Source organism: Streptomyces sp. Rer75 (genome assembly GCF_013414305.1).
Taxonomy (GTDB): Bacteria; Actinomycetota; Actinomycetes; order Streptomycetales; family Streptomycetaceae; genus Streptomyces; species Streptomyces himastatinicus.
Window position 1 is genome coordinate 8,924,121 of record NZ_CP058693.1, and the last position, 25,703, is coordinate 8,949,823.

The following is a 25,703-nucleotide window of genomic DNA, read 5'->3' on the forward strand; positions in this document are numbered from 1 at the left end:
ACCATGAGCAACCCGGAACGGCCAGAGCTTCCCGAGGAAGCCCGGCAGGTCGACATCGCACACATCTACCGCCGTCTCGCCGACCGCGGCCTCCCGTACGGGCCCGCCTTCCGGGGCCTGCGCGCCGTGTGGTCGGACGGCGAGGAGGTCTACGCGGAGGCCCGGCTCGACGGCGCCGCGTCCGGCGGCGAGGGCGACTACCACCTGCACCCGGCGCTGTTCGACGCCGCCTTGCAGGCCGCACTCGTACCGGACCTCGACCGCGACGACAGCACCTTCCTGCCCTTCGCCCTGCGCGGAGTGCGCCTCCACAAGGCGGGCGCGCGGCGCCTTGGCGTACACACCCGGCCCGGTGAGGGCGGTGTCTCCCTGGACCTCACCTGCGGCGACGGCGAACCGGTCGTCACGGTCAAGAGCCTCGTCCGACGCCCCGTCACCGTCGACCAGCTCGACGCCGCGGCGCAGCGCACCCAACTCCTGCGCGTCGCGTGGAAGGCCGTCGAACAGCCACCGGCCGCCGCCGACCAGCGGCGCTGGGCGTTCCTCGGCACCGACCACATCGGCGTCACCGGCGCCCTGAAGTCCATCCGCCGCTCGTTCGACTCCTATCCCTCGCTGGCCGCCCTCGACTCCGCGCTCCGCGACGGCGCGTCCGCACCCGACGTGGTCGTGGTCTCCTGCACGGACCAGGACTCCCCGGTGCGCTCGGCCGCCCAGCGCGCCCTGATGCTCGTCCAGGAGTGGTCGGCCGACGAACGCCTGGCCGACGCCCGTCTCGTCCTGGTCAGCAGCGGCGCCCTCGCGACCCGCCCCCAGGAGGACCCGTCCGACCTGCCGGGAGCGGCCGTGTGGGGGCTGCTGCGCAGCGCCCAGTCGGAGCATCCCGGCCGCTTCGTCCTGGTCGACGTGGACGACCCCGAGGACTCGGGTCGCGCCCTCCTCGCCGCTGTCGCCTCCGGCGAACCGCAACTCGCCGTGCGCCACGGCGCCCTGTTCCGGCCGCGCCTCGTCCGCTGCCCGCCACCCCCGGGCCGTACGAGCCTCACGGGCACCGTCGTCATCACCGGCGGCACCGGTGCGCTGGGCCGTCTGATCGCCCGGCACCTGGTCACCCGCCACACCGTCCGCCACCTCGTGCTGCTCAGCCGCCGCGGCCCGGACGCACCCGGCGCCGACGCCCTGGCCGCCGACCTCACCGCGCTCGGCGCCCGCGTCGACATCGTCGCCTGCGACACCGCCGACCGCCCGTCACTCGAGAGCGCCCTCGCGGACATCCCCGCACCCTCCGCCGTCATCCACACCGCGGGCGTGCTGTCGGACGCCACGGTCGACACCCTGACGCCGCGCAGGCTGGACGCGGTCCTGCGCCCCAAGGCCGACGCCGCGCTCCATCTGCACGACCTGATCCGCGACCCGGACTGCGCGTTCGTGGTGTTCTCGTCCGTCGCCGGGCTCACCGGCAACGCGGGACAGGGCAACTACGCCGCCGCCAACGCCGTCCTCGACGCGCTCGCCCACCACCGCCGCACCCTCGGGCTGCGCGGTGTCTCCCTCGCCTGGGGCCTGTGGGAGAGCGAGGACGGCATGGGTTCCGAGCTGTCCACCGCCGACCTCACCCGCATCAAGCGCTCCGGCTTCGCCCCGCTCGGCCACGACCAGGGCCTGACCCTCTTCGACGCCGCCCTCGCCGGGGACGAGGCCGTTCTCGCGCCCGTAATGCTGAACGAGTCGGCCCTCACCGGGGACGTCCCGCCCGTCCTGGCCGACCTGGCGCCCGCCGCGACACCCCGGCACACCGCAACCGACACCCTGCGGGCCCGCCTGGCGAACCTGCCCGAGGCCGAACACGACGGCGCCGTGCTGGAGTGCGTCCGTAACGCGGCCGCCACCGTCCTCGGCTACGACAGCCCCGACGACATCGACCCCGACCGGGAGTTCCACACCGTCGGCCTGGACTCCATCGGCAACCTCGAACTCAGCCGCCACCTGTCCGCCGCCACCGGACTGCGGCTGCCCGCGACCCTCACCTTCGACCATCCGACGCCCGCAGACCTCGCCTCCCACCTGCGGCGACTTCTCCAGGAGAGCGAATCATGAACACCGTTGTCGTCGGCGGAGGCGTCATCGGCCTCGCCACCGCCTGGCGGGCCCTGCGCCACGGCGTCACCGTCACCGTGATCGACCCGGCCCCGGCCACCAAGGCATCCCACGCGTCGGCGGGCATGCTTCCGCCGAGCAGTGAGCAGATCGACGGCGTGAACGACCTGCTGCGCCTGTGCCTGGCCTCCCGCGACCTCTACCCGTCCTTCGTCGCCGAGCTGGAGGAGTTCGCCCCCGCGGGCTACCGGCGCGACGGCGTCCTGGACGCGGCCTTCGACGAGGACGCCCTGCGCAACCTCGACCAAGAGCAGTCCTTCCGGGAATCGCTCGGCATCCGCAGCGAACGTCTCACACCCGAAGAGTGCGCCAAGCTCCAGCCCGCCTTCGCCCCCGCCCTCGGCGGCCTGCTGGGACCCGACGACGGCGCGGTCGACCCGCGCACCCTCAACGCGGCGCTGCTCACGGCCATCGAAGCCCTCGGCGGCACCGTCATCCGCAGGCAGGCCATCCGGGTCGCGCACCACACCGTCACCCTCGACAACGGCGACGCGGTGCCCTTCGACCGCGTCGTCCTGGCCGCCGGCTGCTGGACGCACCACATCGGGGGCCTTCCCGAGGACGCCATCCCGGAGATCCGTCCCGTCAAGGGCCAGATCCTCCGGCTGCACTCCGATCCGCCGCTGCTGGGCGTGACGTCCCGCGCCCTCTCCAAGGGCTCGTCCCTCTACCTGGTGCCGCGGCTGGACGGCGAACTCGTCATCGGCGCCACCTACGAGGAGCGCGGCTACGACGAGACGGTCACCGCCGACGGCACCCGGGACCTGCTGGCCCGCGCCGCCGAGGTCATCCCCGGCGTCGGCGCCCTGCGCTTCGCCGAGATCAGCGCGGGCCTGCGCCCCGCGTCGCCCGACGAACTCCCGCTCATCGGCCCGACCGCCGTCCCCGACGTCTACTTGGCCGCCGGCCACTTCCGCATGGGCGTCCAGCTCGCCCCCATCACCGCCGACGCCATGGCCGCCTACCTCACCGACACCACCCCGCACGCCTCGGCCGTGCCGTTCACCCCGCTCCGTATGGGAGGCGCCGCCTGACCTGGCCACACCACAACAGGGCCGGACACCATCCATGGTGTCCGGCCCTGTTGGTGCGTCCGCGGGACGGTCAGGAGACCGGCACGGGGGCGCTCAGATGGCCGGTGGCGTTCTCGGTCCAGGAGTGGTCCTCCTCCGAGCGGGACCTGATGGTCAGGGTGCGGCCCGTGGACGGATCCTCGGGCCCGACGATGACCTGGAGCAGCGCGGCGCCCCGGGCGCCGAAGGTGACGGGGGCGTTCAGGACGAGTTCCGCTATCTCGTCGGTGCCCACCGTATGGGCGGCGTGGAACGCCAGCTCCACGAAGGCGGTGCCGGGGAGGATGACGGTCCCCATGACGATGTGGTCGCCCAGCCACGCGTGGTCGGCCAGCGTCACGCGGCCCGTGAACAGGCGGCTGCCGTCGGGGAGTTCGGTGGCCGTGGCCAGCAGCGGGTGCGAGGCGGGCTCCAGGCCCAGGCCCGCGGGCGAACCGGCGGGGTCGGGGGTGTCGAGCCAGTAGCGGCGGCGCTGGAAGGGGTACGGGGGAAGAGGCACGCTTCGGCCGCCGTGCCCTGCGAGAAACCCCTTCCAGTCCACGGCGACGCCGCAGGCGTGGGCCTGGGCCAGGCCGGTGACCAGGCTGGTCGGCTCGTGGTGGCGGGGGCGCAGCAGCGGTACGGCGGCGGCCTCGGGCAGCGCCTCGCGGGTGAGCGCGGTGAGCACGGCGTCGGGACCGATTTCGAGGTAGGTGGTGACGCCGAGGTCGTGGAGCGCGGTGAGGCCGTCGTGGAAGCGGGTGGTGTTGCGGATGTGCTCGGTCCAGTAGGTGGCGTCGAATGCGGTGCCGACCTCCCCGGTCAGGGTGGACACCAGGGGGATGCGCGGCGCGTCGTACGTCAGGGTCCCGGCGACCTGGTGGAAGTCGTCGAGGACGGGGTCCATATGGGGTGAGTGGAAGGCGTGGCTCACGGTGAGCCGGCGGGTGCGCCGCCCCTGACCGGAGAACTCCTCGGCGATGGCGGTGACATCGGTGTCGTCTCCGGAGACGACGACCGAGCGGGGTCCGTTGACGGCCGCGATGCCGACGCGTTCGGTGAGGTACGGGGTGACCTCGTCCTCGCTCGCCTCGACGGCGATCATGGCGCCACCGGGAGGCAGGGCCTGCATGAGGGTGCCGCGGGCGGCGATCAGGCGGCACGCGTCGTCCGGCGAGAGGATCCCGGCGATGTGGGCGGCGGCGATCTCACCGATGGAGTGGCCGATGAGATGGCTGGGCGTGATGCCGAAGTCCTCGGTGAGGAGCCGGGTGAGCGCGGTCTGGAGTGCGAACAGGCCGGGCTGGGTGTAGCGGGTCTGGTTCAGGAGGGTGGGGTCGTCCGCGAAGACGACGTCCTTGAGCGGGCGTTCGGCGCCGAGGTGGCGGTCGAGGGTCGCGCAGACCGTGTCGAACGCGCCGCGGAAGGTGGGGTAGGCGTCATAGAGCCCGCGGCCCATGCCCGCGTGCTGGGCGCCCTGGCCGGTGAAGAGGAAGGCGACCTTCTTGGTGCGGGGCCGGGCGGGGAGAACAGCGGGGGCGGGGTCCTGGGCGAGGGTGTGGAGCTGGGCGAGGAGTTCGTCGCGCGTGGCACCGACAACGGCGGCGTGGTGGTCGAAGGTGGTGCGGGTGGTGGCGAGGGTGTGGGCGATGTCGGTGGGGTGGAGGGTGGGGTGTTCGGTGGTGTGGTCGAGGAGTCGTTGGGCTTGGTCGCGGAGGGCTTGTTCGGTCTTGGCGGAGAGGAGCCAGGGGACGGTGGTGGTGGCGGGTTGGGGGTGTGTGGGGGTGGTGGGGGCTTGTTCGAGGATGAGGTGGGCGTTGGTGCCGCTGATGCCGAAGGAGGAGATGGCGGCGCGGCGGGGGTGGTCGGTTTCGGGCCAGGCGCGGGCTTCGGTGAGCAGCTGCACGTTGCCCGAGGTCCAGTCGATGTGCGGGCTGGGCTGGTCGACGTGGAGGGTTTGGGGCAGGGTGCCGTGGCGCATGGCCTGGATCATTTTGATGACGCCGCCGATGCCCGCGGCTGCTTGGGCGTGGCCGATGTTGGACTTGAACGACCCGAGCCACAGGGGTTCGTCGCGGTTCTGTCCGTAGGTGGCGAGGAGGGCCTGTGCCTCGATGGGGTCGCCGAGGGTGGTGCCGGTGCCGTGGCCTTCGACGGCGTCCACCTGGTCCGGGGTGAGCCCGGCGCTCGCGAGGGCGGCGTGGATGACCCGCTGCTGAGCGGGGCCGTTGGGCGCGCTCAGCTGGCTGCTCTTGCCGTCCTGGTTGACCGCCGAGCCGCGGATGACGGCCAGGATGGGATGTCCGTTGGCCTGGGCGTCGGAGAGCCGTTCGAGCAGGATCGTGCCCGCGCCCTCGGCCCAGGTGGTGCCGTCGGCGGCGGCCGCGAACGACTTGCACCGGCCGTCGGGCGCCAGCCCGCGCTGCCGGCTGAACTCCACGAACATTCCCGGTGTCGGCATCACCGCGGCGCCACCGGCCAGCGCCATGGTCGACTCGTCGTTCCGCAGCGACTGGCAGGCCATGTGGAGAGCGACCAGTGAGGAGGAGCACGCGGTGTCCACGGTCACCGCCGGGCCCTCCAGACCGAGCGTGTACGCGATCCGGCCGGACGCCACGCTGAGGGTGGTACCGGTCAGCAGATGGCCCTCGACATCCTCCGGGCCGCGGTGGATGAGCGAGGCGTACTCGTGCCCGGACACCCCGCTGAACACCCCGGTACGGCTGCCGCGCAGCTCACCCGGGGACAGCCCCGCGCTCTCCACGCACTCCCAGCTGGTTTCGAGGAGCAGCCGCTGCTGGGGGTCGAGCGCGAGGGCCTCGCGGGGACTGATGCCGAAGAACTCGGGGTCGAAGCGGTCGGCGTCGTAGAGGAAGCCGCCCTGGCGGGCGTAGGTCTTCCCGGTGGCATTGGGGTCCGGGTCGTACAGGCCGTCCAGGTCCCAGCCCCGGTTGTCCGGGAACGGGCCCACCGCATCACGCCCCTCGGACACCAGCTCCCACAGCCCCTCGGGCGTGGTGGCCCCGCCGGGGAACCGGCAGGCCATGCCCACGACCGCGATCGGCTCGCGGCTCCGTGACTCCGCCTCGGCCAGCCGCTGGCGGGTGCGCTGGAGGTCGGCGGTCACCCGCTTGAGATAGTCGCGCAGCTTGTCCTCGTTCATGAGAGCCCCAGCTCGTTGTCGATGAAGTCGAAGATCTCGTCGTCCGTCGCGGATTCGATCGTCACGCCCTCCGGCCCCGGCTGCTCCGGTTCTGCGCCCTCCGGGCCCGTGCCGTCCAGCTTCAGCAGGAGGGCCTGCATGCGCGCGGCCACCGCGGTACGGACACCGGGAACGGCGGTCCGCAGACTGCTCTCCAGCCGGTCCAACTCGGCGACCAGCGCTTGCGGAACCTCCTCGGGGGCCCGGACCGGGGCCAGTTCGGCACGCAGCATGGAGGCCAGCTGAACCGGCGTGGGGTAGTCGAACAGGGTGGTGGGCGGCAGCCGGAGGCCGGTGGCGTGGTTGAGGTTGTTGCGGAACTCGACGGTGGTGAGCGAGTCGAGCCCCATCTCCAGGAACCCGCTGTCGGCGTCGATGGCGTCCGGAGAACCATGGCCGAGGACCGCGGCGACCTGCCCGCGGATATAGGTGAGGAGGATGTCCAGCTGCGTGGCCTCGTCATGCGGGGCGATCCGCTGCCGCAGCGTGTCCGGGGCCGCCGCACCACCCGAGGCGGCAGTCCGCCGGGCCCGGGAGCGGACCAGCCCCTGCAACACCGGGGGCACCGGGGCATCGCCCTCGCCCAGCCGGGCCAGGTCCAGTTTCGCGGGCACCAGGAGCGCCTGCGGTGAGCCCAGGGCGAGGTCGAGCAGGCCGAGCGCCTGGGCCGTGCGCATCGCGCCGATGCCACCGCGGCCCAGCCGCGCCCGCCCGACCGGATCCAGCCCCGAGGTCAGTTCGCTGGTCTGCGCCCACAGGCCCCACGCCAGCGAGAGACCCGGCAAGCCGCGCCCTCGGCGGTGGGCGGCGAGCCCGTCCAGGAAGGTGTTCGCGGCCGCGTAGTTGGCCTGTCCCGCATTGCCGATCGCCCCCGCCGCGGAGGAGAACAGCACGAACGCGGCCAGGTCCAGGTGTTCCGTCAGCCGGTGCAGATGCCAGGCGGCATCGACCTTGGGCCGCAGCACCCGCGCGAGCCGTTCCGGGGTCAGCGAGGCGACGGCGGCGTCGTCCAGCACCCCGGCCGTGTGGAACACGCCGGTCAGCGGGTGCGCGTCGGGAATCGACCGCAGCAGTCCGGACACCGCCTCGGCGTCCGCGGTGTCGCAGGCCGCGAGGGACACGTCGGCGCCCAGCGCCTTCAGCTCCGCGGCCAGCTCGGCCGCCCCGTCCGCCGCCGGGCCGCGCCGGCTGGCCAGCAGCAGATGCCGTACGCCGTGCCGTTCCACGAGGTGCCGGGCCAGCAGGCCGCCGAGGGTGCCCGTGCCGCCGGTGATGAGCACGGTCCCCTCGGAGTCGAGCCCGTTGCCGTTCACTCCGCCGTCGGTCTCCGGAGTTCCTGTTGTTTCTGCTGCGGGCAGCGTCGCGCGCACCAGCCGGGGCACGCGCAGCTCACCGCCGCGGATGGCGAGCTGGGGTTCTCCCGTGGCGAGCGCCGCCGGGAGCGCGCGGTACGAGGCGTCCGACTCGTCCAGGTCGACGAGCACGAACCGGCCGGGATACTCCGCGTCCGCGGTGCGCATCAGTCCCCACACCGTGGCCGCCGCCGGATCCGGCACCCGCTCACCGTCCTCCGTGGCCACCGCCCCTCGGGTCAGCACCACCAACCGCGCGTCGGCGAGGGGCTCGTGGGCGACGAAGTCCTGGACCAGGGCGAGGAGTTCGGTGGTCGCGGTGTGTGCGTCCGCCGCCAGGTCGCCGCCGTCGGAGCGGGCAGGGCCGGCCACCACGATCTGCGGTGGCTTGGCGCCCTCTCCGCCGAGCGTGGCGAGGGTGGAGTGGTCCACCGCGTCGATCCCGGCGGTACGGAGCGCGGCGGCCACCTCCGTCACGCCGACCACCGCCCACGGGCCGCCGGTCTGCGACGCGGGCGCGGGCACGGGGAGCCAGCTCGGCTCGTAGAGGGCATCGCTCTGCCGGGCGCGGGCGGCGGCCAGCTGATCCGGCGCCACCTCGCGCATGGCCAGCCCGGCGATGGTGAGTACGGGAGCGCCCGTGGCGTCGGCCACCGCCAGCGACATCACGTCCCGCTCCGAACGGGACAGCCGCACCCGCAACCGGGACGGGCCGACGGCGTGCAATGCCGCACCGCTCCACGAGAAGGGCAGCCGTACGCGCTCCGACTCGTACCAGAACAGCATCAGCGGGTGCAGCGCCGAGTCCAGCAGGGCCGGGTGAACGCCGTACGCCTCGGGGTCCGTACCGTCCGGGAGCGCGATCTCCGCGTAGAGGGTGTCACCGACCCGCCAGCCCGCCCGGAAGCCCCGGAACAGCGGCCCGTACTCGTATCCGCGTCCGATGAACCCGCGGTAGAACTCCTCGACGTCGACGGACTCGCCCTCGGCGGGCGGCCACGCCGTGAGGTCGAACGCGGGCTCTGGCGCGGAATCCGCGAGGAAACCACTGGCGTGGCGGGTCCACTCGGCCGTCTCCTCGGCCGCCCCGCTCTCCGACGAGAACAGCGCGAACGACCGCCGCCCGGCCTCGTCCGCGGCCCCCACGGTGAGCCGCAGCTGCCGAGCGCCCCGCTCCGGCACGGCCAGGAAGGCATGGTGCGTCAGCTCTTCGATCTGATCGCAGCCGACGTATCCGGCCGCGTGCAGCAGCAGATCCACGAAGGCCACGCCCGGCAGCACCACCGTTCCGTGGACGACGTGATCGCTCAGCCACGGCTGGGCCTTGAGCGACACCTCGCCGGTGAACACGGCGCCTTCCCCGTCGGGCAGGGTGATCGCCGCGGTGAGGAGGGGGTGGGTGGAGGTGTTCGGGGCGCTGGTGGTGGGCTTCGCTGACTCCAGCCAGTAGCGCTGGCGTTGGAAGGGGTAGGTGGGAAGGGCTGTGGGTGTGCTGGTCTCGCCGATCAGGGGAGTCCAGTCGACGTGGACGCCGTGGGTGTGCGCGGTGGCGAGTGCGATGAGGAGGGTGTGGTCCTCGTCCCGGTCGCGGTGGAGGGTGGGGATGAAGGTGGCGCCCTCCGGTAGGGCGTCCTGGGCCATGGTGGTGAGGGTGGCGTCGGGGCCGAGTTCGAGGTAGTGGCGGACGCCGTGGGTGTGGAGGGTGGTGATGCCGTCGGCGAAGCGGACGGCTTCGCGGACGTGGCGGACCCAGTAGGCGGGGGTGGTGATCTCGTCGGGGTCGGCGAGTTCGCCGGTGAGGTTGGAGACGAGGGGGATGGTGGGGGAGTGGTAGGTGAGTTCTCCGGCGACGCGTGCGAATTCCTCCAGCATGGGGTCCATGTGGGGGGAGTGGAAGGCGTGGGAGACGGTGAGGCGTCGGGTCTTGATGCCGCGTTCGGCCAGGGCAGCGGCGATGTCGGTGGTGGCTTGTTCGTCGCCGGAGATGACCAGGGAGGTGGGCCCGTTGATGGCGGCGATGGCCACGTCGTCTTCGCGGCCTTCGAGCAGGGGCCTGACGTCGTCTTCGGCGGCGCGCACCGAGATCATGGCTCCGGTGCTGGGAAGCGCCTGCATCAGGGTGCCGCGGGCGGCGACCAGGCGGCAGGCGTCGTCCAGGGTGAGGATTCCGGCGATGTGGGCGGCGGTGAGTTCGCCGATGGAGTGGCCGGTGACGTAGTCGGGTGTGACGCCGAAGGATTCCACGAGACGGTAGAGCGCGGTCTCCAGGGCGAAGAGTGCGGCTTGGGTGGAGCGGGTTTGGTTCAGCGGGCCCTGTTCGTCGGCGAAGATGACGTCCTTCAGGGGCTGTTCGGCTTCCAGGTACTGGTCCAGGGCGGTGCAGACCTCGTCGAAGGCGTCCCGGAAGACGGGGTGGGCGTCGTAGAGCTGGCGGCCCATGCCTGCTCGTTGGGCGCCCTGGCCGGTGAAGAGGAACGCGGTCTTGCCCGGGTGCGGGGTGCCGTGGACCACGGCCGGGGACGGTTCGCCGCGGGTGAGGGCTTCCAGTGCGCGGTCGAACGCCTCGCGCTCATCCGCCACCACCACGGCCCGATGGTCGAAGGTGGTGCGGGTGGTGGCGAGGGTGTGGGCGATGTCGGTGGGGTGGAGGGTGGGGTGTTCGGTGGTGTGGTCGAGGAGTCGTTGGGCTTGGTCGCGGAGGGCTTGTTCGGTCTTGGCGGAGAGGAGCCAGGGGACGGTGGTGGTGGCGGGTTGGGGGTGTGTGGGGGTGGTGGGGCTTGTTCGAGGATGAGGTGGGCGTTGGTGCCGCTGATGCCGAAGGAGGAGATGGCGGCGCGGCGGGGGTGGTCGGTTTCGGGCCAGGCGCGGGCTTCGGTGAGCAGCTGCACGTTGCCCGAGGTCCAGTCGATGTGCGGGCTGGGCTGGTCGACGTGGAGGGTTTGGGGCAGGGTGCCGTGGCGCATGGCCTGGATCATTTTGATGACGCCGCCGATGCCCGCGGCTGCTTGGGCGTGGCCGATGTTGGACTTGAACGACCCGAGCCACAGGGGTTCGTCGCGGTTCTGTCCGTAGGTGGCGAGGAGGGCCTGTGCCTCGATGGGGTCGCCGAGGGTGGTGCCGGTGCCGTGGCCTTCGACGGCGTCCACCTGGTCGGGGCTGAGCCCGGCGTTGGCCAGCGCGGCGTTGATGACGCGTTGCTGGGATGGTCCGTTGGGGGCGGTGAGGCCGTTGGACGCGCCGTCCTGGTTGACCGCCGAGCCACGTACGACGGCCAGGACGGTGTGTCCGTTGGCCTGGGCGTCGGAGAGCCGTTCGAGCAGGACCATGCCCGCGCCCTCGGCCCAGATCGTGCCGTCGGCGGCCGCGGAGTAGGACTTGGCCCGGCCGTCGGGCGCCAGCCCGCGCTGCCGGCTGAACTCCAGGAACATCCCGGCATTCGCCATGATCGTCGCGCCACCGGCCAGCGCCATGGAGCACTCGCCACTCCGCAGGGACTGGCACGCCAAGTGGAGCGCCACCAGCGAGGAGGAGCACGCGGTGTCGACCGTGACCGCAGGGCCCTCGAAACCGAAGGTGTACGACACCCGCCCGGACGCCACACTCGCCGTCGTACCCGTCAGCAGGTAGCCCTCGACAGGTTCGCCGCCGTGATGGGTCAGCGAGACGTACTCCTGGGCCGCCACTCCCGCGAAGACACCGGTGTCGCTGCCGCGCAGGGTGTCCGGGCGTATGCCCGCGTCCTCGAACGTCTCCCAAGCGGTCTCCAGCAGGAAGCGCTGCTGGGGGTCGAGCGCGAGGGCTTCACGCGGGGTGATGCCGAAGAACTCGGGGTCGAAGCGGTCGGCGTCGTAGAGGAAGCCGCCCTTCTGGACATAGGTCTTGCCGCGCACATCGGGGTCGGGGTCGTAGAGGTTCTCGACGTCCCAGCCGCGGTTGTCCGGGAACGCCCCGACCGCGTCGCGGCCCTCGGCCACCAGCCGCCACAGCTCCTCCGGTGTGCTCGCGCCACCGGGGAAACGGCACCCCATGCCCACGATCGCGATCGGCTCGGCCGTGTCGGTCGCGGCCGGTGCGGTACGGGCGGTGCGCCGGGCCACGTGAGCGCCGGTCGCCTCCGCCTGCCCACTGCCCACCAGCTCGCCACGGATGTAGCTCGCCAGCACCGCGGGGGTGGGGTAGTCGAACAACAGGGTGGAGGGGAGGCGCATCCCGGACGCCTTGTTGAGCGAGTTGCGCAGCTCCACCGAGCTGAGCGAGTCGAAGCCGAGGTCCTTGAACGAGTGCGCGGGGTCGATCGCGTCGGGCGAGCCGTGTCCGAGGACGGTTGCCACGTGACCGCGCAGGAAGTCCAGCACGATCCGGTCCTGCTCGGGCTCGGGGTGACCCGCGAGCGACTGCCGCAGGCCGCCCGCATTTCCTCCGGCCGCGGCCGACTGGGCCGCGCTGCGCAGGGGCGTGCGGACCAGGCCACGGAAGATCGGCGCCACGGGGGCGGACGTGGCGCGGGCGCGCAGGCCCGCGAGGTCGAGCTTGGCCGGGACGACGACGGCCGGGGCCGCCGCCAGCGCCGCGTCGAAGTGTGCGAGCGCCTGGTCGGCGGGCATCGGCAGCAGCCCGTTGCGGCTCATGCGCGCCCGGTCCTGCTCATCGAGGGTTCCGGCCATGCCGCCGCCCTGATCCCACAGCCCCCAGGCGAGTGACGTCGCGGGCAGCCCGCACGCACGGCGATGCTGGGCGAGTCCGTCCAGGAAGCTGTTGGCGGCCGCGTAGTTGGCCTGCCCGGGAGAGCCGAGGACACCGACCGCCGACGAGAACAGGACGAACGCGTCCAGGTCCAGGTCCCGGGTCAGCAGATGGAGATTCCACGCGGCGTCCACCTTCGGGTGGAGCACCCCGTCGAACCGCTCAGGACTGAGCGCCGTCACGATGCCGTCGTCCAGCGTCCCGGCGCAGTGCACCACCGCGCCGAGCGGATGCTCCTCCGGCAGGCTCCCGAGCAGGGTTTCCAGGGACTGCCGGTCGGCGGCGTCGCAGGCCGCGATCGTGACCTCGGCGCCGAGTTCGGCGAGTTCCGCGGCGATGCCGCTGTCGGCCCGCGGGCCGCTCCGGCTGATGAGCAGCAGCCTCCTGACGCCGTACGTGCCGACCAGGTGGCGGGCGAGGAGCGTGCCCAGGGCGCCGGTGCCGCCGGTGATGAGCACCGTCTTGTCCGGGGCGAACGGCGCCGGAGAGGTGCCAGACGTGTCGGGCGCGGTGTCGGTGTCGGTGTCCGCGGCGGTACGGGCGAGGCGAGGGGCGAGGAGCGCGCCGTCGCGTACGGCGAGTTGGGGTTCTGTCGTGGCGACGGCGGCGGGGACGGCCCTCAGCGAGGCATCCGAACCGTCGAGGTCGATCAGTGTGAACCGGTCCGGGTGCTCCGACTGAGCGGTGCGGACCAGTCCCCAGACCGCCGCTCCGGCCAGGTCGGTCGGCTCGTCGCCCGCCCCGGTGGACATCGCGCCCCTGGTGAGGATCACCAGACGAGAGTCCGGCCGGTCGTCGGACACGACTGCCTGGACGAGGCCGAGCACGCGATGCGTCAGGGCACGGGTGGACCGTGCCGGGTCGGCGCCGTTGTCGGAGTTCTCGACGTTCTCGGAGTTCTCGGAGACACACCACGTGACGAACACATCGGGCCCGGTGGTGCCGTCGGCCCGCTGCGCCGTGGGCAGTGCCACCGCGTCCTGCGGGACCTCGACCGTGCCCTGTATCTCCTCCTCGGGCGTCGGGACGGCGAGCCAGTCGACCTCGTACAGCTCACCGGCGTCGGCGGCGCGCGCGGCGGCGAGCTGGTCGGGGCCGACCGACCGCATGATGAGGGCGTCGATCGTCATCACCGGCGCACCCGTTTGATCCGCGATGACCAGCGACACCGTGTCCGGTGCGGGCCACATGAGACGGATCCGCAGGGCGCTCGCCCCCGTCGCGTGGAGGGATACGCCGCTCCACGAGAACGGCACCCGGATGGTGTCCTCCGCCGCCTCGCGCCCCGCGACGAGCGCCGCAGGCTGGAGCGCCGAGTCGAGCAGACCGGGATGGATGCCGTACGCACCGGGATCGGCGTCCGTGGGGAGGGACACTTCCGCGTACGTGGTGTCCCCGTCCCGCCAGGCCGCGCGCATCCCCCGGAACAGCGGTCCGTAGCCGAAGCCCGCATCGGTGACCCGCCGGTAGAACTCCTCCGTGTCCATGGGGGTCGAGGCGGCCGGGGGCCAGACATCGTCCGTCAGCACGCCGGCCGTGGTCGGAGCTTCCCGCTCCTGGGCCGCGAGCACTCCCGTGGCATGGCAGGTCCACTCGTTCTCGGCCGGGGCGTCCTCCGGCCGGGAGTAGACCGCGAGGGAACGCCGCCCGGAGTCGTCCGCCGGTTCGACGAGCACGCGCAGCTGGAGGGCGCCGCGCTCCGGCACGGCGAGGAACACGTGGTGAGTGAGTTCCTCGATGTGGTCGCAGTCCACGTGGCGTGCCGCGTGGAGGAGGAGATCGACGAAGGCCACACCGGGCACGATCATCGCGCCGAAGATGGCGTGCTCGGCCACCCAAGCGGGGGCCGATCCGGAGACGCGGCCGGTGAAGAGGTGTCCGCCGCCATTGGGCAGTTCGGCCAAGGTGGTCAGCACCGGGTGGCCCGTCGCCGTCAGCCCCAGACCGTCGGCACCCGCGGTGGGCCTGGACCTTTCCAGCCAGTAGCGCTGGCGTTGGAAGGGGTAGGTGGGAAGGGCGATGGGTGTGCTGGTCTCGCCGATCAGGGGAGTCCAGTCGACGTGGACGCCGTGGGTGTGCGCGGTGGCGAGGGCGGTGAGGAACGTGTGCTGCTCGTCCCGCTCTCGGTGCAGGACAGGGATGAACGCGACGTCGTCGGCGTCGTCGGTCACGCTGTCCTGGGCCATGGTGGTGAGGGTGGCGTCGGGGCCGAGTTCGAGGTAGTGGCGGACGCCGTGGGTGTGGAGGGTGGTGATGCCGTCGGCGAAGCGGACGGCTTCGCGGACGTGGCGGACCCAGTAGGCGGGGGTGGTGATCTCGTCGGGGTCGGCGAGTTCGCCGGTGAGGTTGGAGACGAGGGGGATGGTGGGGGAGTGGTAGGTGAGTTCTCCGGCGACGCGTGCGAATTCCTCCAGCATGGGGTCCATGTGGGGGGAGTGGAAGGCGTGGGAGACGGTGAGGCGTCGGGTCTTGATGCCGCGTTCGGCCAGGGCAGCGGCGATGTCGGTGGTGGCTTGTTCGTCGCCGGAGATGACCAGGGAGGTGGGCCCGTTGATGGCGGCGATGGCCACGTCGTCTTCGCGGCCTTCCAGCAGCGGGCGCAGCTGCTCCTCGGTGGCACGCACCGAGATCATGGCGCCCCCGGCGGGGAGCCCTTGCATCAGCGAGCCGCGGGCGGCGACCAGGTAGCAGGCGTCGTCCAGGGTGAGGATTCCGGCGATGTGGGCGGCGGTGAGTTCGCCGATGGAGTGGCCGGTGACGTAGTCGGGTGTGACGCCGAAGGATTCCACGAGACGGTAGAGCGCGGTCTCCAGGGCGAAGAGCCCGGCCTGGGTGGAGCGGGTCTGGTTCAGCGGGCCCTGTTCGTCGGCGAAGATGACGTCCTTGAGGGGCTGTTCGGCGTCCAAGTACTGGTCCAGGGTGGTGCAGACCTCGTCGAAGGCGCGCGCGAACACCGGGAACGCCTCGTACAGCCCCCGGCCCATGCCTGCTCGTTGAGCGCCCTGGCCGGTGAAGAGGAACGCGGTCTTGCCCGGATGGGACGTGCCGCGGACCACGGCCGGGGACGGTTCGCCGCGGGTGAGGGCTTCCAGCGCGCGGTCGAACGCCTCGCGCTCATCCGCCACCACCACGGCCCGATGCTGGAACAGGGACCGTGTGGTGGCGAGTGCGTGAGCGACTCGGTCCGGGCGCAGCTCGGGGCTCAGGGTGCGCAACTGCTGGGCCTGGGCCTGGAGGGCCTGCTCGCTCTTGGCGGACAGGATCCACGGGACCGTGGTCGGCTGCGGCGTGGTGTCCGGGGCCGGTTCGAGGCGTGTGGGAGCGGGGGCTTGTTCGAGGATGAGGTGGGCGTTGGTGCCGCTGATACCGAAGGCGGAGACAGCGGCGCGGCGGGGGTGGCCGTTCTCGGGCCAGGGCCGGGCCTCGGTGAGCAACTGCACGCTGCCGGTCGTCCAGTCGATGTGCGGGCTGGGCTCATCCACGTGGAGGGTTTGGGGCAGGGTGCCGTGGCGCATGGCCTGGATCATCTTGATGACGCCACCGATGCCTGCCGCCGCCTGGGCGTGGCCGATGTTGGACTTGAACGACCCGAGCCACAGCGGCTCCTCGCGTCCCTGTCCGTAGGTGGCGAGGAGGGCCTGTGCCTCGATGGGGTCGCCGAGGGTGGTGCCCGTGCCGTGGCCCTCCACCGCGTCCACCTGGTCCGGAGTCAGCCCGGCGTTGGCCAGCGCGGCGTTGATGACGCGTTGCTGGGATGGTCCGTTGGGGGCGGTGAGGCCGTTGCTGGCGCCGTCCTGGTTGACCGCCGAGCCGCGGATGACGGCCAGAATGGTGTGTCCGTTGGCCTGGGCGTCGGAGAGGCGTTCGAGCAGGACCATGCCCGCGCCCTCGGCCCAGATCGTGCCGTCGGCGGCCGCGGAGTAGGACTTGGCCCGGCCGTCGGGCGCCAGCCCGCGCTGCCGGCTGAACTCCAGGAACATTCCGGCGTTGGCCATCACGGTGGCGCCACCGGCGAGAGCCATGGAGCATTCGTCGCTCCGCAGCGACTGGCAGGCCATGTGGAGCGCCACCAGCGAGGAGGAGCACGCGGTGTCGACGGTGACCGCCGGGCCTTCGAAGCCGAACGTGTACGCCACCCGCCCGGACGCCACGCTCGCCGTCGTACCCGTCAGCAGGAAGCCGTCGACCGGCTCGCTGCCCTCGTGGACGAGGGAGCCGTACTCCTGGGTGACGACTCCGGCGAAGACGCCGGTGGCGCTGCCGTCCAGGGTGTCGGGACGAAGCCCCGCGTCCTCGAACGTCTCCCACGCCGTCTCCAGCAGCAGCCGCTGCTGGGGGTCGAGCGCGAGGGCCTCGCGGGGGCTGATGCCGAAGAACTCGGCGTCGAACTCGGCCGCGTCGTAGAGGAAGCCGCCCTCGCGGGCGTAGGTCTTGCCGCGCACATCGGGGTCGGGGTCGTACAGGTCGTCGAGGTTCCAGCCGCGGTTGTCCGGGAACGCCCCGACCGCGTCGCGGCCCTCGGCCACCAGCCGCCACAGCTCCTCCGGTGTGCTCGCGCCACCGGGGAAACGGCACCCCATGCCGATGACCGCGATCGGCTCGTCGTCCGCGGCGGGCGCGGTGGCCCTGGTGGCACCGGTGGCTCCGGTTTCGGCGGCGCGTGGGGCGCTCGTGGTGTCCGTCGCCTCGGCGGGGGCCACCGGGAGCGGGGCGTCGCTGACCAGTTCGTCCCTGAGGTGGGTGATCAGGGCGGCGGGTGTGGGGTGGTCGAACAGCATGGTGGACGGCAGATGCAGCCCCAGCGCCTCGCCCAGGACGATGAGGAGTTCGATGCCCGCGAGCGAGTCGAACCCCAGGTCCTTGAACGACGTTCCGGGGTCGATGGCGGGCGGCGAGCTGTGGCCCAGGACGGTGGCGATGTGCAGGCGGAGGACGTCCAGCAGCAGGTCGCGCTGTTCGGCCTCGGGCAGCCCGGCCAGCCGCCCGCGCAGCGAGGTGTCCTGGCCGGTGTCGCTCGCCCGGTCGGCGGGCGCGGCCTGTACGGGGATCAGGTCGGCGAGCAGCGGGGACAGCGGGCTCGGCGCCCGCTGCGCGCGTGCGCCGGTGACATCGAGCCCGGTGGGCACGAGCGCAGTGCGCCCGGTCGCGAGGGCCGCGTCGAAGAGCGCGAGCGCCCGTGCGGTGGGCATCGGAGCCAGTCCCTCGCGGCTCATCCGGGCCAGGCCCCGCCGGTCCAGGGTGCCGCCCATGCCGCCGTCCTCCGCCCAGAGCCCCCAGGCGAGGGAGGTGGCGGGCAGACCGTGTCCGCGGCGGTGGTGGGCGAGCGCGTCGAGGAACGCGTTGGCGGCGGCGTAGTTGGCCTGCCCCGCCGTGCCCAGGGTGCCGGCCACGGAGGAGAACAGCACGAACGCGGTCAGGTCGGCGTCCCGGGTCGCCAGGTGGAGGTTCCACGCGCCGTCGGCCTTGGGGCGCAGCACCGTATCCAGCCGGTCGTGGTCGAGTTCGGTGACCACGCCGTCGTCGAGGACGCCCGCGCAGTGCACCACCGCGCCGAGCGGATGTTCCTCGGGCAGGGCCGCCAGCAGCGCGGCCAGGGCCTCGCGGTCGCTTACGTCGCAGGCGGCGACGGTGACCTCGGCGCCGAGCGCGGTCAGCTCCTCGGTGAGGGCGCCCGCCGCGTCGGGGCCGCTTCGACTGGTCAGCAACAGCCTCCTGACACCGTGCCGGGTGACCAGGTGGCGGGCGAGGAGGGCGCCGAGCGCGCCGGTGCCGCCGGTGATGAGCACCGTTCGCTGGGCGTCGAATGCCGTGGCGGGCGTCGCGGAAGAAGGCGGCTCCGACGAGAGCGGGGCGAGGCGGGGAACGTGTAACCCGCCTTCTCGTACGGCGAGTTGGGGTTCTCCGGTGGACAGGGCCGCCTCGATGGTCTCTTCGGAGGCCCGCGAGCCGTCGACGTCGAGGAGGGTGAACCGGTCGGGGTGCTCGGTCCGGGCCGAGCGGATCAGGCCCCACACCGAGGCCGCGGCCGGATCGGCACCGCTTCCGGTGTCCGCCTCGGTGGACACGGCACCCTCGGTGAGGACCACCAGGCGGGTGTCCGGCGCGCCGTCGGCCAGGACCGTCTGGAGCAGGTCCAGGGCGTGGCGCGTCGCGCCGTGTGCCGCCTCGGCCGGGTCGGTGTCGGCGGCCCCGGCACACCGGGCGACGACCGTCTCCGGCCGGGCCGCACCGGACCGCAGCGCCGCGCGCAGGGCGTCGGCGTCCGGGTACGCCTCGGCCGCGGGGCCGAGCGCGGCCAGCGCCGCGGCGACCAGCCGGTCGCCCGGGTCCCCGACCACGGCCCACCCCGCGCCCTCGGCGGACACGGCGGCGTCCGCTGGCGTGGGGGCCGCGCGCCAGATGACCTCGTGGAGCGCCCCGTCGCGGTCGGGCCTGGCCGCGGCGAGCTGCTCGGCGCCGACCGGGCGCAGGACGAGGGAGTCGACGGTCAGAACGGGCGCCCCGGCGGAGTCCATGACCCGCAGCGCGACCGAATCGGCCGCGAGGCGCGCGAGCCGGACGCGCAGGGCGCGTGCGCCGGTCGCGTGCAGGGTCACACCGCTCCAGGAGAACGGGACCTGGAGCGTGCCGTCGTCGGAGTCTCCCGCGGCCAGGGCGAGCGGATGGAGGGCGGAGTCGAGCAGCCCGGGGTGGACGCCGTACGGGCCCGGGGCCGTGCCCGAGGGCAGGGTGACCTCGGCGTACAGAGTGTCGTCGCCCTCACCGTCCCGCCACGCGGCCTTGAGGCCCTGGAAGAGCGGGCCGTAGCCGAAACCGGCGTCGGCGATCCGCCGGTAGAACCCGTCGGTGTCGAGGGGTTCGGCGGAGGCCGGGGGCCAGACCGCATCGTCGGACGCGCTGATGGATTCCGTGGCGGCGCCGAGCGCGCCGGTGGCGTGGCAGGTCCAGTCGGCGCCCGGCGGGGCGTCCTCGGGCCGTGAGTGGACGGCGAAGGCCCGCCGCCCCGCGTCGTCCGCAGCCCGGACGAGGACCCGCAGCTGGAGGGCGCCGTGCTCGGGCAGGGCCAGGAAGACGTGGTGGGTCAGCTCCTCGACGCGAGCACACCCCGTCCGCGCCGCGGCGTGCAGCAGCATGTCCACGAACGCCACGCCCGGCATGACGGGCGTGCCGAAGACGGCGTGGTCGGCCGCCCAGCCGGGGGTGGTGGCGTTCACCCGGCCGGTCAGGAGCAGGCCACCCGAGTCGGGGAGTTCGGCCGCGGTGGTCAGGATCGGATGGCCGGTCGCCGTCAGCCCCAGGCCGTCGGCGCCCGCGGTGGGCTTCGGCGTCTCCAGCCAGTAGCGCTCGCGCTGGAACGCGTACGTGGGCAGGTCGACGGCCGGGAGCGGGGTGTCGCCGAACAGGCGGGCCCAGTCGAGGGCGACGCCGTGGGTGTGCAGCCGGGCGAGGGCGCCCAGCAGCGCCTGCGACTCGTCGCGGTCGCGGTGGAGGGTGGAGACGAGGACGGCGCCGTCGGGGTCGGTGAGGCTGTGGCGGACCATGGCGGTGAGGACGCGATCGGGCCCCAACTCCACGTAGTGGGTGGCGCCTTCGGCCTCCAGCCGGGTCACCGCGTCGGCGAACCGGACCGTCCCGCGCACATGCCGCACCCAGTACTCCGCGGTGGCCACGTCGCCGTCAGCCACCACCGGGATGCGCGGCTCGGCGTACGTCACCGTTCGGGCGACCCACCGGAAGTCCTCCAGCATCGGGTCCATCAGCGGCGAGTGGAACGCGTGGGACACCGTCAGGCGGTTCGTCCTGCGCTCACCGAGCCGGTCGAGGACCGCGGTGACGGCGTCCTCGGCGCCCGAGAGCACCACGGAGGTGGGGCCGTTGACGGCGGCGAGGTCCACTCGCTCGGTGAGATACGGGGCCACTTCGTCCTCGGTGGCCTCGACCGCCACCATCGCACCCCCGGGCGGCAGCGACCCCATCAGCCGCCCCCGCGCGGTGACCAGCGCGGCGGCGTCATCCAGCGAGAACACCCCGGCGACATGCGCGGCGGCCAGCTCGCCGATCGAGTGACCGGCGACGAAGTCGGGCCGTACGCCCCAGGACTCCAGCAGCCGGAACAGCGCCACCTCCACCGCGAAGATGGCGGGCTGGGTGAACTCGGTGCGGTGCAGCGCCTCCTCGTCGCCCCACATCACCTCGCGCACCGCCGGGTCGAGCGCGGCGCACACCTCGTCGAAGGCGCGCGCGAACACCGGGAACGCCTCGTACAGCCCCCGGCCCATGCCGAGGCGCTGACTGCCCTGCCCCGTGAACAGGAAGGCGGTCCTGCCGGGGCGGGCGGTGCCGCGCACCAGGGCGGGCGACGGTTCGCCGCGGGTGAGGGCGTCCAGGGCCTGGTCGAACGCCTCGCGGTCGGCGGCCACCACCGCGGCCCGGTGGGCGAAGTGGGCGCGCGTGGTGGCCAGGGAGCGGCCGATGGCGGTGGGCGGGAGGCCGGGGTGATCGGCCAGGTGGCCGCGCAGCCGCCGGGCCTGGTCCCGCAGCGCCTGCTCGGACTTGGCGGAGAGCACCCACGGGAGCAGGGTGCCCTGGGGCGCGTCCTGCTGGTCCTCGGTGTTCTCGGTGTCCTCGGGGGTGGGCGGGGCTTCGAGGATGAGGTGGGCGTTGGTGCCGCTGATGCCGAACGAGGAGACGGCGGCGCGGCGGGGGCGGCCGTTCTCGGGCCAGGGCCGGGCCTCGGCGAGGAGCTGGATGTTGCCGGTGGTCCAGTCGATGTGCGTGCTGGGCTCATCCACGTGGAGGGTTCGGGGCAGGGTGGCGTGGCGCATGGCCTGGATCATCTTGATGACGCCGCCGACACCCGCCGCGGCCTGCGCGTGGCCGATGTTGGACTTCAGCGAGCCCAGCCACAGCGGCTCCTCGCGGTTCTGGCCGTAGGTGGCGAGCAGGGCCTGCGCCTCGATGGGGTCGCCGAGCGTGGTGCCGGTGCCGTGGCCCTCCACCGCGTCCACCTGGTCCGGGGTGAGCCCGGCGGCGGCCAGCGCGGCGGTGATGACGCGCTGCTGCGACGGTCCGTTGGGCGCGGTGAGGCCGTTGCTGGCGCCGTCCTGGTTGACCGCCGAGCCGCGGATGACGGCCAGGACGGGGTGTCCGTTGGCCTGGGCGTCGGAGAGCCGTTCGAGCAGGAGCATGCCCGCGCCCTCGGCCCAGATCGTGCCGTCGGCACCGGCCGCGAACGACTTGCACCGGCCGTCCGCGGCCAGCCCGCGCTGCTGCCCGAACTCCACGAACATGCCCGGGGTCGCCATGACCGTGACGCCGCCCGCCACCGCCAGCGAACAGTCCCCCACGCGCAGCGCCTGCACCGCCTGGTGCATCGCGACCAGCGACGACGAGCAGGCCGTGTCGATCGTCACCGCCGGGCCTTCGAGCCCGAAGGTGTAGGCGAGCCGTCCCGAGGCGACACTCGCGGTGTTGCCGGTGAGCAGATAGCCGCCCAGCCCGTCGTCACCCTCGTGCAGCCGCGGGCCGTACTCCTGTGACATCGCGCCCACGAACACCCCGGTGCCGCTGCCGTGCAGCGTGCCCGGATCGATCCCGGCGCGCTCAAACGCCTCCCAGGTGACCTGCAACAACACCCGCTGCTGCGGGTCCATCGCGGTGGCCTCGCGCGGGCTGATGCCGAAGAACTCCGCGTCGAACTCGGCGGCGTCCTCCAGGAACCCGCCGTGCCGGGTGTAGGTCTTGCCCCGCACACCGGGCTCGGGGTCGTACAGCGCGTCCAGGTCCCAGCCCCGGTCGGAGGGGAACCCCGAGATGGCGTCCACACCGCCGTCGACCAGCCGCCACAGCTCCTCGGGCGAACCGGCGCCACCGGGGTAGCGGCAGGCCATGCCGACGACCACGATCGGGTCGTCGGCGTCCACCGCCCGCGGCGCGGACGCAACGGGCGATGTGCCCTCGCCCAGGGCCAGTTCGCACAGCTTTCGCGCCAGCCGTGCCGGGCTCGGGTGGTCGAAGACGACGGTCTCCGGCAGCGTCAGCCCAGTGGCGTCCACCAGGTTCTGACGCAGCTGGACCGCCATCGTGGAGTCCATGCCCAGCTCACGGAACGCCCGGTCGACGTCCACCGTGTCCGTGCTCAGGTGGCCGAGCACGATGGCCGTGCGCAGCCGCACCAGCTCCAGCGCCGTACGGCTCCGCTCGTCCTCGGGCAGCCCGGCGAGCCGCTCCGCCCACGTCGTGGCTCCGGAGTCCGCCGCGGGGGCCTGTGCGCGCTCGACCTCCGCATCGGGGACGGCCGCCCGCGCGGCGGGCTCGAACGCGGTGGACACCTCCGGCCAGTAGCGCTCGCGCTGGAAGGCGTACGTCGGCAGCGCCACGCGACGCGGCGCCCGCCCCGCGAAGACGGCGGACCAGTCCACGGACAGCCCGCGCACATGAAGCTCCGCCAGCGACGTCAGCAGCGGCGGCCACGGCGCCTCGTTCCGCCGCAGCGACCCCACGACCAGCGCCTCCGGCAGCGTCTCCCGCAGCCCGAGGGTGAGCACGGGATGCGGGCTCGACTCCAGATACGTGCCGAACCCCGCCTCCGCCATGGCCCGGAGCGTCGCCTCGAAGAGGACCGGCTGACGGAGGTTGGTGTACCAGTACCCGGCGTCCAGCCCGGCGGTGTCGATGGCGTTTCCGGTGACCGTCGAATAGAACGCGATGTCACACGAACGGGGCGTCACCTCGGCGAGCTGCTCCAGCAGCTGCTCCCGGATGGCCTCCATGTGCGGCGAGTGCGACGCGAAGTCCACGGCGGGGACGGCCTTCGCCCGGATCCCGTCCGCCTCGCAGCGGGCCAGGAGCGCGGCCACCTCCTCGGGGGCCCCGGCCACCACCGTGGTGCCGGGCCCGTTGACCGCGGCGATGCTCAGGCCCTCGCCGAAGGGGGCGATGTACGCGGCGACCCGGTCGGCCGGCAGCGGCACCGACGCCATGGCCCCGGTGCCCGCCAGCGTCATGATGGTCCGGCTGCGCAGCGCCACCACCCGGGCGGCGTCCTCCAGGCTGAGCGCTCCCGCGATGTGCGCCGCGGCCACCTCGCCCTGCGAATGCCCGACCACCGCGTCCGGCCGCACGCCCAGCGACTCCCACACCCGGGCCAGCGACACCATCACCGCGAACAGCACGGGCTGGACGACATCCGCGCGCGTCAGGGACGGCGCGCCGGACTCGGCGGTCAGCGTGTCCAGCAGCGACCAGTCGACGTACGGGGCGAGCGCCACGTCGCACGCCTCGATCGACGCGCGGAACACCGCCGACGTACGCAGCAGTTCGCGCGCCATGCCCTCCCACTGCGAGCCCTGCCCCGGGAACACCAGCGCCACCTTGCCGTGGTCGCCCGTCACACCCGTGACCAGCCCCGGCAGCTCGGCCCCGGTCCGCAACGCCTCCAGCTGCGCGTCATGGTCGAGCCCGAGGGCCACGGCGCGGTGCTCGAAGTGGGTGCGGGTACGGGCCAGCGACCAGCCGATGTCGTACGCGTCCCCGTCCCCGTCGCCCTCGGCAGCTCGCCGCTCCCGCAGCCGTCCGGCCTGGTCGCGCAGGGCCGTTTCCGTACGTCCGGACACCAGCCACGGCGCCAGCGGGATCGCCGGCTCGTCGCTCTCCGCAGCGCCCGGCGTGGCCTCCTCGGGTCCCTCGCCGAGCACGACGTGGCAGTTCGTCCCGCCCACGCCGAAGGAACTCACCCCGGCCAGCAGCGGCGCGTCCGGCCACGGACCGCACGCGGTCTGGACGCGCAGGTTCAGCGCCTCGGGGTCGATGCGGGGGTGCGGCGTCTCGTAGTTCAGGCTCGCCGGGATCTCCCGGTGCCGGATGCTCAGCGCCGTCTTGATGAGCCCGACGATGCCCGCCGCGCCCTCCAGATGCCCGACGTTGGTCTTGGCCGAGCCGACGAGGACCGGCGAGCCCGCGGGCCGTGCGCTGCCGTACGCGGCGCCCACGCCCGCCGCCTCCAGCGGATCGCCCGTCGGCGTGCCCGTCCCGTGCAGCTCCACATAGCGCACCTGCGCCGGGTCCACCCCCGCGTCCTCGCACGCCTGCCGCGCCACCGCGGCCTGCGCCTCCGCGCTGGGCACGGTGAGCCCGTCCGTGGCGCCGTCGTTGTTGAGCGCGCTGCCGAGGATGACCCCGTACACCGTGTCCCCGTCGCGCACCGCGTCCACCAGCGGCTTGAGTACGACGACCCCGCCGCCCTCACCGCGCACATAGCCGTTGGCCCGCGCGTCGAAGGTGAAGCAGCGCCCGTCCGGCGACAGCCCACCGAACCGCCCGGCGACCTCCGCGCTCTCGGGCGCGAAGTTGAGCGCCACACCGCCCGCCAGCGCCAGCGTGCATTCGCCCTTGCGCAGGCTCTCCACCGCCAGGTGCACCGCCACCAGCGACGACGACTGCGCGGTGTCGACCGCCAGGCTCGGGCCGCGCAGACCGAGCGCGTACGACACCCGGTTGGCGATGACACCGCGGTTCAGCCCGGGCAGCGAGTGCTGGGTGATCGCGCCGCCGCGCTGCGCCAGCGCCGCGTAGTCGGCGGCGATCGCCCCGACCATCACGCCCGTCGCGGTGGAGCGCAGCGTCTCCGGGACGATGCCCGCGTCCTCCAGAGCCTCCCAGGCCAGTTCGGCGAACAGCCGCTGCTGTGGGTCGATCGCCACCGCCTCGCGCGGGGAGATGCCGAAGAACGCCGCGTCGAACGCGTCCACCCGGTCGAGGAATCCGCCGTGGCGCAGCCCGGCCCGATGCCGTTCCCCCTCGTCCGGCAGCACCGCGTCCGGGTCCCAGCGGTCCGGTGGCACCTCGGTGATCGCACTGCGGCCCGCGCGCAGCAACTCCCAGAAGGCACCGGGGTCGGACGCCTGGGGGAGGCGGCACGACACGCCGGTGATTGCGATGGCATCAGTACCGTGAACAAGATCACTCGTCATGGTGGCGAGTGCCTCCCTCATCGCGCGCTGTCGAAAACGCCGGGCTGGCGTTCGTCCTGAGGGTCGATCGTCGGCTCCGCCACCCGCCCCTAGCTACCCGTAGAGCCCCCTAGGAGGCCGTGTCCTGGGCGATGACGGACTGGGCGACGACGGTCGTGGCGGAACAGCAGCACTCCGCCCGCCCCGTCGGGAAACGGGGCGGGCGGACGACGGCCCCCGCCGGGGC

General features: G+C 73.2%; 3 protein-coding genes and 3 pseudogenes. 2 read left to right on the forward strand and 4 right to left on the reverse strand.

The genetic code is table 11. The annotated features are described in order from the left end of the window. Positions 1-3 precede the first annotated feature (3 nt). Together HYQ63_RS38110 and thiO are read left to right on the forward strand one after the other, a co-directional pair. Complete coding sequence (locus HYQ63_RS38110) at positions 4-2,097, forward strand: type I polyketide synthase (RefSeq protein WP_179938228.1); 2,094 nt, start codon at positions 4-6, stop codon at positions 2,095-2,097. Next, a complete protein-coding gene (gene thiO, locus HYQ63_RS38115) occupies positions 2,094-3,191 on the forward strand; it encodes a glycine oxidase ThiO (protein ID WP_179938229.1) in 1,098 nt (365 codons plus the stop codon). The genes HYQ63_RS38110 and thiO overlap by 4 nt, the downstream gene beginning before the upstream one ends. 70 nt (positions 3,192-3,261) lie before the next feature. Here the strand turns inward: thiO and HYQ63_RS38120 are convergent. From HYQ63_RS38120 to HYQ63_RS38125, 4 genes and pseudogenes are all read right to left on the reverse strand, one after another. Beyond that, positions 3,262-6,339, reverse strand: a pseudogene (locus HYQ63_RS38120) (type I polyketide synthase); the annotation flags it as partial. A 29-nt stretch (positions 6,340-6,368) separates the two neighbouring features. Further along, entirely contained in the window at positions 6,369-10,349 is a 3,981-nt protein-coding gene (locus HYQ63_RS45290; RefSeq protein ID WP_373689236.1) for an SDR family NAD(P)-dependent oxidoreductase, read from the reverse strand. Beyond that, positions 10,350-10,667: pseudogene (locus tag HYQ63_RS46210) on the reverse strand (hypothetical protein); the annotation flags it as partial. After that, positions 10,568-25,498 (reverse strand): annotated as a pseudogene (locus HYQ63_RS38125) (type I polyketide synthase); the annotation flags it as partial. The pseudogenes HYQ63_RS46210 and HYQ63_RS38125, both read right to left, overlap by 100 nt. Between the last annotated feature and the right edge of the window lie 205 nt (positions 25,499-25,703).